Consider the following 16,458-nt stretch of genomic DNA (forward strand, 5'->3'; position numbering starts at 1 on the left):
ATGTGAAAATGTACTGAAGAGAATATTTTCTCATTCAGATTAGGGAAAAAACAGATACAAGGAGGCCTTTATGGCATTTTTTACCTGGACGGAGAATATGAGTGTTGGGGTAGAAGAGTTTGATACTCATCACAAGAAGCTCGTTGATCTTACGAATCAGCTTTTTGACGCGATGAGTGAGGGTAAGGGGAGACAAGTGGTAGGCGGGGTGCTTGAAGAACTTTTGAGGTATAGTGAGTATCATTTTAGTGCTGAGGAAAAGAAAATGAAAGAAATGGGTTATCCTGCCTATCCTGGACATCAAGCTGAACATCAGAAGTTTGTTGAAGAGGCAACAACGCTTTATAGAAAATTCCAGGGAGGAGATATTTTTATTTCTCTGGATACTTTGAATTTTCTGAAAGATTGGCTTAGTAAGCATATTCTTCAGACAGATATGGCTTACAAGCCCTTTTTTAACAACAAAGGTATACGATAAAGAGAAAAATACGAAGGAGGTAAAGATGATCGAACGTGGTCAGATTTACAAGTGTAGTGTATGTGGCAACATTGTTGAAGTTAGGGTTGCTGGTGGTGGTACGCTGGTGTGCTGTGGGCAACCGATGGAGCTTCTCAAGGAGAATACGGTGGAAGCATCTCGGGAGAAGCATATTCCTGTGATTGAGGCGAGAGATGGCGGATATTTGGTGAAAGTTGGGAGTGTAGAACATCCCATGGAGGAAAAACACTATATTATGTGGATTTCTCTTATGGCAGATGGGAAGGAGTATACCCAGTATCTCAAGCCTGGAGATAAACCCTGGAGATAAACCTGAGGCATTTTTTGCTGTGCAGGCGTCATCGGTAACAGCCCGGGAGTATTGTAATCTCCACGGCCTCTGGAAATCTTAAAAGAAGGAGAGTTTTATGTTAGACAAAGAGATGAATGATAAGCTGAATACGCAAATCCAGGAGGAGTTGTATTCGGCGTATTTGTACCTTGCTATGGCGGCATGGTGTGATGAAGAAAGTTGGACAGGGAGCGCTCACTGGTTTCGTAAGCAAGCCCAGGAAGAAATAAATCATGCCATGAAGTTTTACCACTATATTGTGGAAAAGGGTGGAAGAGCGATCATGGAAGCTATTGAAAAGCCCCCAGTGGAATGGAAAGATCTTCTTGCCGTTTTTGAGGCTGCCTATGAGCACGAGCTTACCGTGACAAAACGGATCCATGATCTGGTAGCGTATGCGCGTGAGGTCAATGATTATGCTACCGAGCAGATGCTTCAGTGGTTTGTGGCTGAACAAGTAGAGGAAGAAGCGCAGACCTTCGAGATTGTGCAGAAGCTGAAAAAGATTGGAGAAAGCAACTCCGGAAAACTCTATCTCGATGGGAAGCTTGGAAAAAGAGAATAATTCTTATAAAAGGAGGATAGATATATGGCAAAGTCTCTCAAAGGGACAAAAACAGCAGAAAATTTAATGAAAGCATTTGCTGGAGAGTCTCAAGCTCGTACTCGTTACACCTACTATGCTTCTCAGGCTGCAAAGGAAGGGTACATGCAGATTGAGGCAATTTTTACAGAAACGGCTGACAACGAAAAAGAGCATGCGAAGGTGTTTTTTAAGCATCTCGTGGAAGGGTTGGGGAATGATGTAATGCAAGAGATCCAGGCTAGTTATCCTGTTGCTCTTTCAGACACCTTGAGTAATCTCAAGAGTGCGGCTGCAGGTGAGAACGAAGAATGGACAAAACTCTATCCCGAGTTTGCTGATATAGCAGAGAAAGAGGGATTTCCTGAGGTTGCGGCAAGTTTTCGTGCTATCGCTCAGGTGGAGGCCCGTCATGAGGCTCGTTACCGCAAACTGGCAGACAATATTGAGAAGGGCAAGGTGTTCAAGAAAGACGAGAAGATCCTCTGGAAGTGTCGCAACTGTGGGTTCATCATCGAGGCCAAGGAAGCTCCACAGGTGTGTCCCAGCTGTAAACATCCGCAGAGTTACTTCGAAGTGTTTGTGGAAAACTACTAAAGTTTGCCCCCGCTTTGGCGGGGGTTGTTTTTTTAAATTGCAAGTTTTATTTTTTTGCTTTACAATAAATACTGGATATACGGAGTAAGGAGTTCTTACTTTATGAGTGTTAAAAAACATCTTCACAATCTGCGAAGAAAACTACCACTCTCGAAGTTAGAGATGATTTTTTATACTATTCTTGTGCTTGTAGGCATTGTTTCTGGTATAGTCATTGCACAGATTACTATTACGTTTCATGAGTTATCAGACATCAAACCATTAGAGTCATATTCAACTTACGCTGTTCCAACAAAAGTGTATGATGTGAATGGTAAGCTGATTGCAGAGTTTTACCGTGAAAAACGAGAGATCATTTCCTACCAGGATATGCCTCAAAGTCTTATTCAAGCAATTGTAGCTATTGAAGATAACAAGTTTTTTGAGCATCGGGGATTTAATCTATTTGCGATGATTCGGGGAGCCTTGATTGATCCCTTGCTTGGAAAACGAGCTAGAGGTGGATCGACGCTTACCCAACAGCTCGCCAAGAGGCTTTATACTTCAGGTGAGAGGAATGTTTTTCGAAAGCTTGTGGAGTTGTGGTATGCCCTTCAGATCGAAAAGAAGTACTCAAAAGAAGAAATTCTGGAGATGTATTTTAACCAGATCTATCTTGGACATGGTTGTTATGGGATTGAGGCTGCGGCACAGTTTTATTTTGGTAAACATGCAAAAGAGTTGAGTCTAGCAGAATCCGCAATGCTTGCTGGTATGGCCCAGAGCCCGGAGGGGTATTCGTTACTTTTGCATCCAGAACGAGCTAAAAAACGTCATAAACAAGTGCTTGACGCGATGGTTTCTCTGAAGTATATCACGCAGACCCAGGCAGAAGAAGTATATGACGATTTCTGGAATAATCTCAATGTGTATGTAAAAGCTGAATCCGTGATTGTTCAGAGAAGCGGTAGTTCCTATGCTCCGTATTTTGTGGAGTATATTCGTCAGATGTTGGAGGAACGTTTTGGCAAGGAACAATTGTATACGGCTGGCTATAGTGTCTACACGACGCTCGATCTTGATAAGCAACTCACGGCCGAGAAGTATGTGAAAGCAGCCGTGTCGAATGAACAGGTGATCTATGATGCCTACAATCGGAGTATGAGACGCATCTTACAGGAAAATTATGCTGATATTGTGGATGCGCTGGGGATCTATCTTGGAATTCCTCAGGTGTACGTTGGGTTTTCTAAGGTTCAGAATACGCTGGATGAAGCTTTGCGAGACTATGAAGATGCCCTGTATCTTGTTTCTTATGGAGTTGGGATGGAGAAAGTAAATCTCTTTTTGCGAGAGAGGCTCAATCCCAATCGTATTAAAACAGCTCGTAAGGATCAGGTAGAGGGGGCTCTTATCTCTATTAATCCTTCAACAGGATATATTGAAGCCATGGTAGGGGGGAAGGATTTCTCCTCATTTAATCAGTTCAATCGTGCCGTTCAGGCAAGAAGACAGATGGGATCGCTTTTTAAACCCGTGTATTATGCGGTAGCTATAGAAAAAAAGTTGATAACACCTGCAAGTGTTTTTGATGATGCTCCAAAGGTTTTTCAGGATGGAGCTGGAAACCCATGGATTCCAAGAAATTATGAAGGAACTTTTCGAGGCGAGATTCGTGTGAGAACGGCTCTTCAGTACTCGGTTAATCTGGTAGCTATTCAGATATGGCAAAAGCTCATGCAAACAGTTGGCTATGAGGCTACGGCTTCGATGATCGCAGGGCTTTTGGGAACAACTGTAGATGATGTGAAGAAAAATGTGATGCCTTCCCTTGCTTTTGCGCTGGGAGTTGGTATCTTTACGCCTTTTCAGGTAGCGCAGGCGTTTGCCACCATTGTCAACAATGGTGAATGGGTGAAGCCTTTAGCGATTCGTCAGGTGAAGGATCGATATGGAAGAGTAGTGGCTGATTTTGAAATGGAGCGCGACCTCAATAAAACCAATCGCCAGCAGATTCTTTCTGAAGGAGCAGCGTATATTATGCAGGACATGCTGTCTACGGTACTCTATCGTGGTACTGGGGCCAGAGCTGCTTCAGCAGCTGGTTTTAACTATCCAGCTGGAGGAAAGACAGGGACTACACCAAACTGGAAAGATGCATGGTTTGCCGGATTTACCAAAAATCTTTCCACCGTTGTCTGGGTGGGTTTTGATGATTATCGTAAAGCCCTGGGGCGCCATCGTGCTGCGGCAGTTGTGGCAGCCCCCATATGGATGAATTACATGAGAGATGTTTCTCAAAAAAATCCTCCCCCGGGATTTTCTCAACCAGGTGATGTCGTGAGGGTGGGTGTATGTGCAGAAAGCGGGCTTTTGCCAACGGTATACTGTCCTGATGTGGTTGAGGAGATCTTTCTTCGGAGTACTGTACCATCCAGAACCTGTGACAAACATACCACAGACTCCTATGAGCGGCAAAGACAGGAGATAGAGATCCTCACCAATAATGTGGATTATCAATTTGATTTTGACCAGCCGCAGGACAACTGGAAGCTTGATAGTAGTGAGGGACCGGTAAATCTCGACCTGGGGTTGTAAGTGAGGTTTCTTCTTATTGATGGGTATATTGATGAGCCTACAGCGCTTGGTGTTCCCCCCTACATTTCACCGTATGTTCGTTATGTGGCAGGAGCTATATGGTCGGCGGGCGGGCATGAGCTTCTTTATCGGACGATTGACCAGCTGAGAGAGACACATGATAAGCCAGATGCGGATTTTGTCATTTTGATAGCAGGAAATCCTGTCCCTGGAAAGTATCTGGGAGGGAATCCTATTACCTTGGACGAGGTTAAAGAACTCGCTGATTTTTATCGGAAAAAAAATTTTCTCTGGGGGGGACCTCAGAGTCGTGAAAAAAACAACAATTTTTCCAAAAACATTCAGGTGATAAGCGGGGATATTGAGGCTTATGTGTGGGATATAGCTCGTAACAATACACCTCGAGAACGTTTTCGAAGTTTAGAGGAATGGCATGTATGTGCCACGTTTGGGGCAGAGGTAGTGCTTCAGCATCCCTGGTTCCCGGATGTGGTTATAGAACTGGAAACAGGAAGGGGATGTCCCAGGAGATTTCACTGTAGTTTTTGCCTTGAGGGGCTTTTTGAGGTGGAATTTCGTCCTGTAGCTTCCATTCAGGAGGAGGTGAACAGACTTTATCAAGTCGGATGTCGCCATTTTCGTCTGGGGAAGCAGGCAGATATTTTAAGCTATCAGGCAGATTTTTCCTGTGAGAGGGATGGCTTTTTTCGCCCTGTGCCGGAGAATCTTGAGAGGCTCTATTCAGGCATTCGAGAGGTGGCTCCAGATCTTAAAACACTTCATCTTGACAACATGAATCCGGGTACTATCGCTCGTTTTCCAAAAGAATCTGCCAGGATCCTTGAAACAATCGCAAGATATAATACACCGGGAGATGTGGCAGCTTTTGGTATGGAATCAGCTGATCCAGAGGTTATTCGCCGTAACGCTCTCAAGGCTTCTCCAGATCAGGTTTTTCAGGCCATACAAATGGTCAATGAGATCGGTGGAAAACGTGATGGTGGTATCCCAAAGCTACTCCCTGGGGTAAATCTTATCCATGGTTTACCAGGAGAAACGAGGGAGACCTTTCGTCTCAATTATGAGTTTCTCTTGCAAATTTTTGAAGAAGGGCTTCTTCTCCGAAGAATCAATATTCGTCAGCTCAAGCAAACCCCGGGGACACCTCTGGAACATCTGCCTTTGAAAAAAGATGTGAAAACAGAGGCGGCTTTTCGTCATTATAGAGAGAAAATAAGAAAAGAAATCGATATTCCGATGCTTCAGAGAATTTTCCCCCCGGGTACCGTGCTTCGAGATCTTATTGTTGATGGACACCGTGGGGAATGGAGTCTTGCCAGACAATTGGGGAGTTATCCTATTATAGTGAAAATTCCACGCAATGTTTCTTTGCGAGAACACCTGGATGCTTTTGTGATTGACTATCGAGAGCGTTCACTTATCGGTCTTTGTTTTCCCTTTGATGTAAAAAAGCTTTCGTATCACGAAATTCAGCAGATTCCTGGTATGGCAAAGAAAGCTGGTATGCTTGTTGCACAAAAAGAAATTTCTCTTGAAGACTTCCGGGAGAGTCCACTGTATGAGGTTCTTGTCTCTTGCTCGCGTTAATATGCCCCTTCTCGTTTTATGAGAACCTCAAAGGTTTTGAGGATGATAACGATATCGAGCCACAGGGACCAGTTCTCAACGTACCAGACATCTGTTTGTACCCGATAGTTGTAGTCGGTATTGGACCTACCTGATACCTGCCAGAGACCTGTAAGACCGGGGCGGACGGAATAGTAATAAACCTGGTACTCCTTATAAAATTTTTCAATCTCTTCAGCTGATACTGGACGAGGCCCTACAATGGATATATCTCCTTTTAGTATATTCCAGAGCTGGGGAAGTTCATCAATGCTCGTTTTGCGAATAAACTTCCCAATAGGGGTAATTCGCGGATCGTTGGTGAGTTTTCGTTTGGTTTCCCACTCTTCTTTGGCTTTGGGATCACTGGCAAGAATATCTTTTAACCTTTCGTCTGCGTCAGGATACATGCTACGAAATTTATAAAGATAAAATGGCTTTCCATTTTTTCCGATACGTTGTTGTTTGTACACAATTTTTCCTGGAGAGGTTAGCTTAATAATGAAAGCCACAACAAGAAGGAGAGGAGAAAGCAACACAAGTCCGACAAGAGATCCCACAATATCTATAGTTCGCTTTAAGAAAAGGTTCCACCAGGCGTTGAGGTTATTTTTGGCGTAAATGAGATAGGAACGTTCTTTGAGAAGATAGTGGGTCTCCGCGTTGAAAAGGACGATGGGGTATTCGAGAGGGAACAAAACGATATTTCTTGCACTCGCGTACGCTTCGCTTGCCAAAAGATCGAGATCTTTCTCATGAAAATGTTCGGTAATGATAAATACCGTTTCCATGCCGAGACGGCGGATAAAACCACTGATGTCTTTTTCGTAATACACAGGAATCTTATTGGGGGAAAGGGATTTCTGGCGTTTGCCCTTTGTGGGGGAGAGGATAGCCTTGGGACGAAAACCCAGGAAACTGTCCTGAGAAAGCTTTTGAGAAAGTTCCTCTCCCAGGTTCTCTTTTCCGAGGATGAGGACGTCCTCTCCCCATAGGCCTACTATCCACAGAAGTTTTTTGAAAATATAACGGAAAAGAGCAAAGAAAAAAAGTCCACTTCCCCATAAAAAGAGAAGGGTTAATCGGGAAAAATCAGCGTAAAGTTTGCGAATACTAATCACAAAAAATACAATAATGAGTCCCAACGTGAGCGCCTTGACGAGTTTTTCTGTTTCCTCCCAGAAGGAAAAATGCCTGTGATAAAGCTTAAACATCCCTATACTGAACACAAAGGCCAGCGGAAGCCACAAAACAGAGGCAAAATATTCGTACTGAAAATTAAAAGAAGGAAGGTTGGAGAAAAAAAAACCCGCAATGTTTTGCCGTAAAAAAACAGCAATGGCAAGACTTGCATAGTAGGCCATGAGATCGCTTGCTAGAAGTATGAAAAATTGCATGATTTTCCTGAGATATTTCATTGTTTTCCCTCTCAAGATTTTTCTTATTAGTATACCATTAAAAACAAAAAATTTCCACTAAAGAGAGTGTTTACTTGACAGGGAGGTATTTTTGACTTAAAATATACTTAACTACTTTAAGTAAAGATAAAATGAAGTACCGTTTTGGGAGTAGACTCCGGGAAGCCAGAGAGAAAAAGGGGCTTACCCTTCGGCAGGTTGCTGAGAATGTGGGGGTAAGTGAAAGCCTTATCTCTCAGATTGAGCGGGATCGTGTTTCTCCGGCCATGGATACTCTTCTTTCTCTTGTTGAGGTTCTGGAGCTGGACATAGAGTATCTTTTTCAGGATTGGAGACGTACCCGTCCTTTTGCTTTTGTTCCCCGGGAGAATCGGACAAAAACCGAGGTTGATGGGACGGTTTATGAGAGGTTGGCCTCGATCCCTGGTTCTACAGAAGGGGAAGGTATAGAAGGATATCTTATCCGTATCCCTCCGAAGCACGAAAAACGAAGTGAACCGCAGGGACATCGGGGTAAGGAACTCGGGATCATCCTTTCAGGAGAAGGAGAGTTTATCCTGGGGGACATGATCTACCCCCTAAAGGCAGGGGATAGTATTGCGTTTTCTTCTGGTGTACCGCATGTTTTTCGTAATACAGGGGAAGTATTTCTGGAAGCTTACTGGATAGTTACGCCTCCACGGCGAAAAGTATAAATGGAGGAAGCTATGGGAAAAACCATCGCTGAAAAGATTTTTGATGCCCATCTGGTGGACAAGCCCTATGAAGGGGTGTATGTGCTCTCGCTGGATATGGTGTTTTGCCATGAGATTACCACACCGGTAGCGATCATGGATCTGGTAAATCGCGGACTGGACCGTGTGTTTGATCCTACGAAGATCAAAGCAGTGATCGATCATGTGACTCCAGCCAAAGATTCCAAGACAGCTACCCAGCACAAGATTTTACGAGAATGGGCACGTCGTCACAACATTAAGGACTTCTTTGATGTTGGAAGAAATGGTGTATGTCATGCTCTTTTTCCGGAACAGGGATTTGTTCGTCCTGGTTACACAATTATTATGGGAGATTCTCATACCTGTACCCATGGGGCTTTTGGGGCGTTTGCAGCAGGAGTAGGGACTACTGATCTTGAGGTTGGTATTCTCAAAGGAGTATGTGCTTTTAAGTATCCCAAAACTATCAAATTTGTTCTCAAAGGAAAACTCCCTGAGGGTGTCTATGCCAAGGATGTTATTCTTTACATTATTTCCCAGATTTCGGTTAACGGTGCAACGGATCATGTGATGGAGTTTACAGGTCCTATTGTCGATGCCATGTCTATGGAGAGCAGGATGACCCTTTCAAATATGGCCATTGAAGCTGGCGGAACCAGTGGAATATGCTATCCTGACATGACAACGGTGGAGTATCTGTGGAAATTTATTCAGAATGACTATCCTTCCAAGGAAGCAGCTCTGAAAGATTTTCAAAAATGGGTTTCTGATCCCGATGCCCACTACGAAAAGGTTCTGGAATACGATCTCTCTGATCTTGAACCCATGGTAACCTATGGCTACAAGCCCGATCTGGTAAAACCAGTACGAGAGATGGAGGGTACACCCATAGATCAGGTGTACATAGGGAGCTGTACCAATGGGCGGCTTGAGGATCTTCGTATAGCTGCTCAGATTCTCAAAGGCAAAAAGATTGCCCCAACGGTGAGAGGTATTCTTTCGCCAGCTACACCTGAAATCTACTTTCAGGCTATGGAAGAAGGTATTTTGAAGATCTTTTACGAAGCAGGGTTTTCTATCACCAATCCAACATGTGGAGCATGTCTTGGAATGTCAAATGGTGTGCTTGCTGAGGGTGAGGTTTGTGCAGCGACAACGAACCGAAACTTTTATGGCCGTATGGGGAAAGGTGGCACAGTACATCTGATGAGTCCTGCTACCGCCGCAGCATCGGCTATCGCGGGGAAAATTACGAATTCCCCTCTTTATCGCGGGAAATAGAGGAGGTGATTATGCGTCAGTTTGACGGAGAGGTTTTGTTTCTGGATAGAAGCGATATTAATACGGATGAGATTATTCCAGCGAAATACCTCACAGAGATTACCAAGGAAGCATTAAAACCGTATTGTCTTGAGGATTTGAAGCTTGAGGGTTTTGATCCAAAAAGGGATCTTGCCGGGAAATCGGTGATTGTCACGAGGGCAAATTTTGGGTGTGGATCTTCCCGTGAGCATGCGCCCTGGGCATTAGAGGTCAATGGGATCTATACGGTTATTGCTGAAAACTTTGCCAGAATCTTTCGCCAGAATATGTTTAACGGTGGGATGCTGGCAATAGAACTTCCAAAGGAAACAATTGATGAGATCTTTCGCGAGTTTAAAGGCAAGAAAACCTATGCAAAAATTTCGATTGATCCTGCAGAGATTATTTTAGAGGCAGAGGGGAAGAAAAAAACATATTCTTATACCCTTGGAGGTTTTGAGAAGGCTTTGATCGAAGCAGGTGGATGGGTTGGTTACGCGGAGAAACACTATTAAGTCAAAAAAAAGCCCCGATGGTACCATCGGGGCTTTTTTTAGGATTTATTTCTTTTTCTGGAAAGGTTTGGATGCTTCTAGAAGGAAGCGTTTGATTTTTTTGGAGGAAGTTTTGGGGAGTTCTTCGTAGATAAGTTCAAAATCGGCGATCTTTTTGTAAAGGGGAAGGTCGGCCGTGAGACGTTTAATCTCCTGGGAGAAAAGCTCATAGAGAGAGTCTTCGTCAAAGTTTTTCTCCTGCTGGTCGCTCAGAAGTTTGATGGTCTCAAGATTTGGGTAGATGATTGCGTAAGGAACCTCGCCGCGGCTTTCCCAGTCTTTTCTCCCGATGACGGCTACTTCGGCGATGTATTCACTCTGGGCGAGAAGGTTTTCCAGTTCTTCAGGGTAGATATTTTTACCACCAGAGGTGACGATGATATTTTTGAGTCGCCCTGTGATCCAGAGAAAACCTTGCTTGTCTATAAATCCAATATCCCCCGTGTGAAACCATCCTTCACTCTCAATCACTTTAGCGGTTTCTTCTGGGTTATTGAGGTAGCCTTTCATAATGTTTGGACCTCTGGCCAGGATTTCTCCATGACCCCGTTTGTCGGGATTGTCAATTCGCAGTTCAACTCGTTTAAGGGGAAATCCTACAGAACCAAACTTGTTGACCGTGAGATTGGAGCAGGTGAGCACGGGTGAGGTTTCAGAAAGACCGTAGCCCTGCGCGACATAGATCCCAAGACTGTTGAGTCCTATGAGAATCTCCTTGGCAATAGGACCACCGCCAGAGATAAAAAATTTGAGTTCTGAGAGTCCAAGTTTTTCCCTGACGTTGTGGAAAAGAATTTTTCCAGGATTGAGATGTGTCCACTTGTAGACAAAATGGGAAAAGTTAAAGAGGGTCTTAAAAATGAAACGTACAATGAAATTCTTTTCTTTCACAGTTTTGAGGATATTTTTGTATATTTTTTCTAGGAAAAGAGGAACAATAATAATACAGTTGACCCTTGTTTCTTTAAAAGCATTGATGATCACATCAGAGCGTAAACTTGCAACAAAACGAATAGTACCCCGGGTAACAAAGGGAACAAGAAGACCTCCCATCGTAGGAAAGGTGTGATGAAGAGGAAGAAGAGTAACCCACCGAAACTCAGGCGCAAAGAGTTCGTGCATCTGTATATCATCTACATTGCTTGCAAGGTTGTACTGGGTGAGGAGAACAGCTTTGGGTTTACCTGTTGTGCCTGAGGTGTAGATCAGAGCTGCCGGGTCGTCTGGAGAAAGAGGGATATTGTCAAGAGGATTGCTACAGTTTTCACTGCGGATGTGTTTACCTGCAGTTACTAGCACCAGAAAATCAAGGACGCGTTCCTCTCGAAAAAGAACCTCGCATTTATCGGTGAGAACGAGTTCCTGTTTATGAAGGGAGAGAGTTTTGGAGATCTTGGAGGGGAGAATAGAGAGACCTAGAAGTTTTGTAAGGAGGTCCTGGGCTTCTTTTTTTTCCTGGAGTGCACGTGTTTCGTCAATAGGATCAAAGACAACGATGTGCTTCACGGGAAGAGATTCTTGGGAAGGAAATCGATCTTTTTGAGAAGCGGATACAAAAAGTATTTTTGCCTGACTGTCTTTGATGAGATTTTCCAGTTCTTGAGGAGTGAGGAGAATATCCAAAGGGACAATGACACATCCCATACAAACAGCAGCAAGATAAACTAAAGCCCACTCGGTTCTATTTTCAGAAAGGAGAGCGATTTTGTCGCCCTTATTGACATCAAGGGAGAGGAGGGCTTGTACAAGATCAAGCACGGTATTTTTCACCTGAAGGTAGTCCATAGAGGGGAAAGTTTCCGGGGAACTATTGATAAAAGCGGTGTGTCCTGCCAGCGATTCGTCGATGAAGGTTATAATCTCTCTGAGAGTAGAGAGGTTTTTGGGTTTTCCCGGGTATCTTGGCATCGTATTCTCCTTTATACTCGTGATGCTTCATTATAGCGTAATAAAAAAAATATGCTACTTTTTAAATGTGGTGATGCTTGATAACCCGACCCTCTGTAATATAAACCACCTCTTCTGCGATATTGGTGATGATATCGGCCATCTTTTCAATATGGCGTGAAATGCTAAGAAGGATAAGCCAGGGGAGGACATCTCCTTTTCTTTCGTTCATTAATCGGATAATGTCTCCATGAATACTGTCTCTCAGGTTATTGATGAGTGAATCATTATGAATGACCTGAATTGCTTTTTCCGCGTTTTCTTCGACAAGGGCTTCAAGAGATGTTCTCAGCATTTGGAGCGTAATGTTTTTCATCTCTTCGTATCTCTCCAGGGGAAAATCCACGGGATGATCACAAATCGCATAGGCGTCCTTGGCGATACTTGTGGCGATATCTCCAATTCGTTCGAGATCGCTAGTCATCTTGTAGATCATCATGGTGAAACGGAGAACCTTTGCCTCTGGATGAAAAAGCGCAATGAAACTTATACAGGCTTCTTCGAGCTTGTTTTCCCAGATATCCGCTTGACGTTCATCGTAATCAATAACGGCCTGCGCTGGAGTTTTGTTTTTTTCGATGAAAGCGCTTAAAGCTCTTTCCACCATTTCTTCAATAAGGGAAGCGTATTTAAGAATATCTGTTTTGAGATCAGCAAACTTTTCTTTGGCTGACATAGTTTTCTCCTATCCAAATTTTCCTGAAAGGTATTCTTCTGTACGTTTGTCTGAAGGGATGGTAAAAACCTTTTCTGTTGGTCCGTATTCCACGAGGCTTCCGAGATACATAAAGGCAGTATAATCTGAAATCCGTCCAGCCTGGGCAATGTTGTGGGTAACAAGGACGATTGTAACCGTATTTTTGAGTTCAGTGATGAGCTCTTCAATATGACTTGTAGACTTTGGATCAAGGGCAGACGTCGGTTCATCAAGAAGAAGTACCTTTGGCTTCATGGCGAGAGCTCGGGCGATACAAAGTCTTTGTTGTTGTCCACCTGAAAGAAAGGTTCCTCGTTTGTGGAGCTTATCTTTCACTTCTACCCACAGGGCAGCTTTTTTGAGACTCTCTTCAACAATCTGATTGGCTTCGTCTTTTTTGAGGTGGATGTTGTTGAGTTTGTAGCCAGCAATCACATTGTCATAGATGCTCATGTTGGGGAAGGGATTGGGACGCTGGAACACCATCCCTGTCATTCGTCTCACTTCCATGGCAGGGATAGAAAAGATGTTAATTCCGCTCAAGAAAATTTTCCCGTCGACTCTCACCGAAGAATCGAGTTCGTGCATACGGTTTAGACAACGCAAAAGAGTGGTTTTCCCACAACCTGAGGGACCCATAATGGCATGCACCTGGTTCTCATAAAACTCCAGGGATACCGACATAAGAGCTTGTTGTTCTCCATAGAAAACATTGAGATCCTGAACTTGAATCAAAACTTTCATAGTTTCACCTTCCATCGCTTTATCAAAACGGAACTTATCAGATTTAAAAGAAAAACAGTTGCAGAAAGTATAAGAGCAGCAGCCCATGCAATTTTGATCCATTCCTCGACAGGAGAAGAAACATACTTAAAAATAAGAGTAGGAAGGGTTTCCATAGGCCTGAAAATATTGATGTGAATGATACGTGTTCCAAAAGCAGTGAACAAGAGTGGAGCTGTCTCTCCCATGATTCTCGATACGCCTACAAGTACCCCTGTGCTAATACCACTGATAGAACACGGTACGAGAATCTTCAAAATGACCTCATGTTTTGGAGCCCCGAGGGCATAGGCTGCTTCTTTGAGGAGGAGTGGGATAAGTCGTATGTTTTCTTCGGTGTTTTTTACCACGACAGGGATCATGATAAGAGCCAGAGCGATGCTTCCAGACAAGGCTGAAAACGAACGCAGGGGAACGACAAACCAGATAAAAGCAAGAATTCCCATCACAATAGACGGAATGCTCTGGATCAGTTCAACAATAACTTTGAGAAAATGGGAAAATTTGTTTTGATACTCAGCGATATAAATGCCTGTCATAATTCCAATAGGGGTGGCAATCAGAGCAGCGATTGTTGTAACAATAATTGTACCGAGGATAGCATTGAGGATACCACCGCCGTTTTGGTCCTTGATGAAAAGAACGGGAGATAAATTTTGGACTCCCTGAACTATTATATAACCTACTATCCATATCAGGGGAATGGCAACCGCAAAGGATAGGACAAGGATTATCCCAAAGAAAAGTTTATCTTTTATGATGTTACTTCGAAGATGTGCTTTTGGCGTTGTCATAGGTTACCTCTCAAAAGACAGATTTTTGATGATCCTTTGCCCTATGAAGCTAAACACAATGGTAAATAAAAAGAGGATCAAACCGAGTTCTGTAAGCGATTCGGTATGCAGCCCGGTGGATTCAGTAAATTGGTTTGCAATAACGCTTGCGATGGTGCTTCCCGCAGAAAAAAGAGACGTAGGCATCTGATTGAGGTTTCCTATAACCATCGTCACAGCCATGGTTTCGCCCAAAGCTCTCCCAAAAGCAAGCATATGGCCAGCGAGAATACCTGAAGAGGCATAGGGTATAATCACCTTCTGGATCATCTTGTAACGGGGACTACCTAGAGAGATAGCTGCTTCTTTAAGATCTTGAGGAACAAGCTGGATAACTTCGTAAGCCAAAGAGGTAGAATAGGGAATAATCATAATAGCTACCACAAGAGATGCTGTCAATACACCCACTCCCATTGGTATGACTCCAAAAGAAACCAAGGAGAGCTGCCACTTCTGCATGAGTGGGACGAGTACCAAAAGTCCCCACATCCCATAAATAACCGAGGGAATGCCTGCGAGGAGTCTTACGACAGCTTTCAAAAGGGTGGATAATCTTCCCGTGGGACGATATTCACCCAGAAAGATAGAAAGCGAAAGGGAAAAAGGAAGAGAGATAAGAAGAGCTAGGACAGATGTTAAAAATGTTCCTGTGATAAATGGCAGCCCCCCAAAAGAGGCATTGTCCGGATCCCAGTTTGTACCAATAAAGATTTGCCACCCATTGTGTTTGATGGCAGAAAGAGAGAATATAAAAAGACTGAATAGTGTTGCCAGAATAAAAAGGGCAACAAATCCCACCGAAAACCAGAGAAAAAATGAAAATAAGCCCCCAGAGAAGGCCTTGGCCTTCTCTGGGTTTTTTGTTTCTTTCTGAGAAGTGTTAGCGAACTTTCTTGCCATTAAATACCACCGAATTTAAAAGATTTTCTGATACTTTCACTGCCTGGGAAGAAATTGGACCATAATCTACGGTAGGGTGAATCTTTTGACCATCGTGTACCATCCACCAGATGGTTTCGACGATAGCTTTTGCTCTGTTTTTATCCTTGAGGTAAGAAAGATCTTTGTACAACAGGATCCATGTGGTTGCAGCGATAGGATATGCCTCTTTTGCTGGAGAGTTCACCACATCGGCGATACCATCAGCAGGAACATTAACGATGGCTGCTGCAAGAGATTTGGGATTAGCAGCATCAATGAATTTCCCTGCACTGTTTTTTAAAAGAGCGTATGCTAAAGCATTTTGCTTTGCATAAGCGAACTCCACATAACCAATGCTTCCGGGAACCTGTTTTACATAAGCTCCTACACCGGCATTCCCTTTTCCTCCGATACCCACAGGCCACTTTGGAGCCTTACTGGTACCTACAGCTTTTTTCCAATCTTTACTTACCTTGGTGAGGTAGAGAGTGAAATTGTACGTTGTACCAGAAGAGTCAGAACGATACACAACGACAATGTTGAGATTTGGGAGATCAACACCGGGGTTCAACGTAGCAATGGCGGGATCGTTCCACTTGGTGATTTGACCAAGATAGATCTTGGCAACAGTATCACCATCCAGTTTTAGTTTCAGATTACCAGGGAGGTTGTACGCCATTACAATAGCACCGAGAGCCATTGGGATGTGGAGGACATCATCCTTTGCCTGAGCCTTTTCGTCATCATTGAGGGGAGCGTCAGAACCAGCAAAATCCACTGTTCGTGCAATGAGCTGCTTGATACCGCTACCAGAACCAATAGCCTGATAGTTTACGCGATGGGTCTGATACTGCTTGAACATCGCAGCATACAGGGGCTCAGGGAAAGTAGCACCTGCCGCATTCAAATCAACACCGAAAACCTGAGAGGCGAGAACGATCATCGCCAGAAGATATGTTTTTCGCATAGAAAAACCTCCTTTAATAGATTAAAATATTTTTTGCTTTCTGTCAAGAAACTTTTCTTGCGAAGAAAGCACAATGATTATAAGGGTGGGTTTATGAACATCAGATG

15 protein-coding genes and 1 pseudogene are annotated in these 16,458 nt (G+C 43.7%); 9 read left to right on the forward strand and 7 right to left on the reverse strand.

The genetic code is table 11. The features are described 5' to 3' along the window. The first annotated feature begins 70 nt into the window (after nt 1–70). The 6 genes and pseudogenes from KDW03_RS09065 to KDW03_RS09090 all read left to right on the forward strand — a co-directional run bounded on the left by KDW03_RS09065 (nt 71) and on the right by KDW03_RS09090 (nt 6,195). A complete protein-coding gene (locus tag KDW03_RS09065; RefSeq protein WP_271434762.1) occupies nt 71–478 on the forward strand; it encodes a bacteriohemerythrin in 408 nt (135 codons plus the stop codon). 25 nt (nt 479–503) lie between these two features. Next, nucleotides 504–891: pseudogene (locus KDW03_RS09070) on the forward strand (desulfoferrodoxin). Between the two features lie 15 nt (nt 892–906). Next, complete coding sequence (locus tag KDW03_RS09075; RefSeq protein ID WP_271434764.1) at nt 907–1,395, forward strand: ferritin; 489 nt, start codon at nt 907–909, stop codon at nt 1,393–1,395. Nucleotides 1,396–1,419: 24 nt separating this feature from the next. Next, nucleotides 1,420–2,010, forward strand: a complete 591-nt coding sequence (gene rbr, locus KDW03_RS09080) for a rubrerythrin (RefSeq protein ID WP_271434765.1) — start codon at nt 1,420–1,422, stop codon at nt 2,008–2,010. A 102-nt stretch (nt 2,011–2,112) separates the two neighbouring features. Next, complete coding sequence (locus tag KDW03_RS09085) at nt 2,113–4,587, forward strand: penicillin-binding protein 1A (protein ID WP_271434766.1); 2,475 nt, start codon at nt 2,113–2,115, stop codon at nt 4,585–4,587. Then, the gene (locus KDW03_RS09090) at nt 4,588–6,195 is read left to right on the forward strand and encodes a radical SAM protein (RefSeq protein WP_271434767.1); all 1,608 of its coding nucleotides are present in this window, start codon (nt 4,588–4,590) and stop codon (nt 6,193–6,195) included. It begins immediately after the preceding gene. On the opposite strand, the gene wbaP is transcribed toward KDW03_RS09090, so the two are convergent. Next, nucleotides 6,192–7,631 carry an undecaprenyl-phosphate galactose phosphotransferase WbaP gene (gene wbaP, locus KDW03_RS09095; protein ID WP_271434768.1) on the reverse strand — a complete coding sequence of 480 codons (1,440 nt, stop codon included), beginning with the start codon at nt 7,629–7,631 and terminating at the stop codon, nt 6,192–6,194. The two genes, KDW03_RS09090 and wbaP, sit on opposite strands and share 4 nt — an antisense overlap. A gap of 131 nt (nt 7,632–7,762) precedes the next feature. Between wbaP and KDW03_RS09100 the strand changes: the two genes are divergently transcribed. Genes KDW03_RS09100 through KDW03_RS09110 form a run of 3 tightly spaced genes read left to right on the forward strand, consistent with a single transcriptional unit; the run spans nt 7,763 to nt 10,164 of the window. Beyond that, the gene (locus tag KDW03_RS09100; protein WP_271434769.1) at nt 7,763–8,326 is read left to right on the forward strand and encodes a helix-turn-helix domain-containing protein; all 564 of its coding nucleotides are present in this window, start codon (nt 7,763–7,765) and stop codon (nt 8,324–8,326) included. A 12-nt stretch (nt 8,327–8,338) separates the two neighbouring features. Then, nucleotides 8,339–9,628 (forward strand): 3-isopropylmalate dehydratase large subunit, encoded by a 1,290-nt coding sequence (locus KDW03_RS09105; RefSeq protein ID WP_271434770.1) that lies wholly within the window; start codon nt 8,339–8,341, stop codon nt 9,626–9,628. 11 nt (nt 9,629–9,639) lie between these two features. Beyond that, nucleotides 9,640–10,164 (forward strand): 3-isopropylmalate dehydratase small subunit, encoded by a 525-nt coding sequence (locus tag KDW03_RS09110; protein WP_271434771.1) that lies wholly within the window; start codon nt 9,640–9,642, stop codon nt 10,162–10,164. 45 nt (nt 10,165–10,209) lie between these two features. On the opposite strand, the gene KDW03_RS09115 is transcribed toward KDW03_RS09110, so the two are convergent. The 6 genes from KDW03_RS09115 to pstS form a co-directional block, all read right to left on the reverse strand. After that, nucleotides 10,210–12,111, reverse strand: coding sequence for an AMP-dependent synthetase/ligase (locus KDW03_RS09115; RefSeq protein WP_271434772.1), 1,902 nt, complete (start codon nt 12,109–12,111; stop codon nt 10,210–10,212). Nucleotides 12,112–12,172: 61 nt separating this feature from the next. Then, nucleotides 12,173–12,826, reverse strand: a complete 654-nt coding sequence (phoU, locus tag KDW03_RS09120; protein ID WP_271434773.1) for a phosphate signaling complex protein PhoU — start codon at nt 12,824–12,826, stop codon at nt 12,173–12,175. A 9-nt stretch (nt 12,827–12,835) separates the two neighbouring features. Then, entirely contained in the window at nt 12,836–13,591 is a 756-nt protein-coding gene (pstB, locus tag KDW03_RS09125; protein ID WP_271434774.1) for a phosphate ABC transporter ATP-binding protein PstB, read from the reverse strand. Further along, nucleotides 13,588–14,424, reverse strand: coding sequence for a phosphate ABC transporter permease PstA (gene pstA / locus KDW03_RS09130; protein ID WP_271434775.1), 837 nt, complete (start codon nt 14,422–14,424; stop codon nt 13,588–13,590). The genes pstB and pstA overlap by 4 nt, the downstream gene beginning before the upstream one ends. Before the next feature lie 3 nt (nt 14,425–14,427). Beyond that, nucleotides 14,428–15,363, reverse strand: a complete 936-nt coding sequence (gene pstC / locus KDW03_RS09135; protein WP_271434776.1) for a phosphate ABC transporter permease subunit PstC — start codon at nt 15,361–15,363, stop codon at nt 14,428–14,430. Continuing rightward, a complete protein-coding gene (gene pstS / locus KDW03_RS09140; protein WP_271434777.1) occupies nt 15,344–16,351 on the reverse strand; it encodes a phosphate ABC transporter substrate-binding protein PstS in 1,008 nt (335 codons plus the stop codon). The genes pstC and pstS overlap by 20 nt, the downstream gene beginning before the upstream one ends. Between the last annotated feature and the right edge of the window lie 107 nt (nt 16,352–16,458).

Origin of the sequence: Thermospira aquatica, assembly GCF_023525255.1 — a bacterium.
GTDB lineage: Bacteria > Spirochaetota > Brevinematia > Brevinematales > Thermospiraceae > Thermospira > Thermospira aquatica.